Annotated in this window: 1 CRISPR repeat array. The window is 26.2% G+C overall.

Going from position 1 to position 2,530, the window contains the following annotated elements:
• Positions 1-3: 3 nt before the first annotated feature.
• Positions 4-2,414: a CRISPR direct-repeat array (repeat unit 36 nt; unit sequence GTTTATTGATACAAAAATATAATACTATGCCAAAAC).
• Positions 2,415-2,530: the final 116 nt, after the last annotated feature.

Consider the following 2,530-nt stretch of genomic DNA (forward strand, 5'->3'; position numbering starts at 1 on the left):
AGAGTTTATTGATACAAAAATATAATACTATGCCAAAACTCACTCGAGAATTTTGTAGACTGTTTTTAAGTTTATTGATACAAAAATATAATACTATGCCAAAACTTACACTTTAAACGAACCTATATTGAAAAAGTTTATTGATACAAAAATATAATACTATGCCAAAACAACAAACAGGAATCAGTTACTTATCGAAAAGTTTATTGATACAAAAATATAATACTATGCCAAAACTACGACTGAACAAGGAAAAATTACGACTAAGTTTATTGATACAAAAATATAATACTATGCCAAAACCGGCTGTCGTTCTGGTTTCCTTAGTATTGTGTTTATTGATACAAAAATATAATACTATGCCAAAACAAGAGGAATATATTAATCACTCGTGATATAGTTTATTGATACAAAAATATAATACTATGCCAAAACTCACTCGAGAATTTTGTAGACTGTTTTTAAGTTTATTGATACAAAAATATAATACTATGCCAAAACTTACACTTTAAACGAACCTATATTGAAAAAGTTTATTGATACAAAAATATAATACTATGCCAAAACTACCTCGGTAGCAGTAAGTGCTACATCGAAGTTTATTGATACAAAAATATAATACTATGCCAAAACATTATTTATTCAAAAAGCGTTATTTTTGTCGTTTATTGATACAAAAATATAATACTATGCCAAAACTAAAGGTAGTTTATAAAATTCTCGAGTGAAGTTTATTGATACAAAAATATAATACTATGCCAAAACTAGGTATAAGTGAGTGGTATATCCCTGCCAGTTTATTGATACAAAAATATAATACTATGCCAAAACGAATCTTACATCCATAATAAAAAAGGAAAAGTTTATTGATACAAAAATATAATACTATGCCAAAACGCCGCAGGGCTATTTTTTTTTTGAAAATTGTTTATTGATACAAAAATATAATACTATGCCAAAACGGGATTCGAGTATTATGCATATAACCATATGTTTATTGATACAAAAATATAATACTATGCCAAAACGTATGTCATCAATTGGATTTGAGAATGTTAGTTTATTGATACAAAAATATAATACTATGCCAAAACATGACGATTTTCAAGTAGCAGATTTAGTAGGTTTATTGATACAAAAATATAATACTATGCCAAAACCACACACAAACGCAATTACTGACGGGAAAAGTTTATTGATACAAAAATATAATACTATGCCAAAACAATCGTTTAGGTTGTTAATGTAGGTTAGGCGTTTATTGATACAAAAATATAATACTATGCCAAAACATTATTAACTCAAAAAGCATTATTTTTGTCGTTTATTGATACAAAAATATAATACTATGCCAAAACACGCCCTGATTTTTGAGGTTGTTAAGAAGAGTTTATTGATACAAAAATATAATACTATGCCAAAACTGCGTTTTCGTACTCGGTAGTCAGTTCGAAGTTTATTGATACAAAAATATAATACTATGCCAAAACAATATTTAACTATTAAACAAAATAATACTGGTTTATTGATACAAAAATATAATACTATGCCAAAACTTTCTACTAAATCTGTGACTTGAAAATCGTGTTTATTGATACAAAAATATAATACTATGCCAAAACTACTATGTCGGACATCCTTTTCAATTCTATGTTTATTGATACAAAAATATAATACTATGCCAAAACTATTCGACACTAACAAATACCTCAACTACTGTTTATTGATACAAAAATATAATACTATGCCAAAACTGAAATAATAAGTAAAGGAATAACTAAACTGTTTATTGATACAAAAATATAATACTATGCCAAAACAACCTCTGAAATTTTGGAAATTGAGGAAGAATTTATTGATACAAAAATATAATACTATGCCAAAACTGCGTTTTCGTACGCGGTAGTCAGTTCGAAGTTTATTGATACAAAAATATAATACTATGCCAAAACGCCAATTGGGATGATTATTTCGTATAAAGAGTTTATTGATACAAAAATATAATACTATGCCAAAACTAAACTACGGCTGTCAAAAAAATACACATTGTTTATTGATACAAAAATATAATACTATGCCAAAACTCATTTTCTTCTCCTTTACTTATCTTATAAGTTTATTGATACAAAAATATAATACTATGCCAAAACTTTTTAATTTCTTCGTTATTTATTTTCATTGTTTATTGATACAAAAATATAATACTATGCCAAAACTCTGGAGCAAATATTTAACGACCTGATTTAGTTTATTGATACAAAAATATAATACTATGCCAAAACTATATCACAGCTGTCGATAACGCAATAATTGTTTATTGATACAAAAATATAATACTATGCCAAAACCTGAACTAACTCTTGTCTCTTTAGTATTGTGTTTATTGATACAAAAATATAATACTATGCCAAAACCTCATTTATTAAAAAAACTCAATTTTTTAAATTGTGATATGAAAGCGACTGTTTTATTTTAAAGGGTGAAAGTGAGTAAAATTTATAAATGAAAAAATTAACAGTTAGAGAACACT

The sequence above is a fragment of the Mycoplasma testudineum genome (genome assembly GCF_002245785.1).
Taxonomy (GTDB): domain Bacteria; phylum Bacillota_I; class Bacilli_A; order Mycoplasmatales; family Metamycoplasmataceae; genus Mycoplasmopsis_B; species Mycoplasmopsis_B testudinea.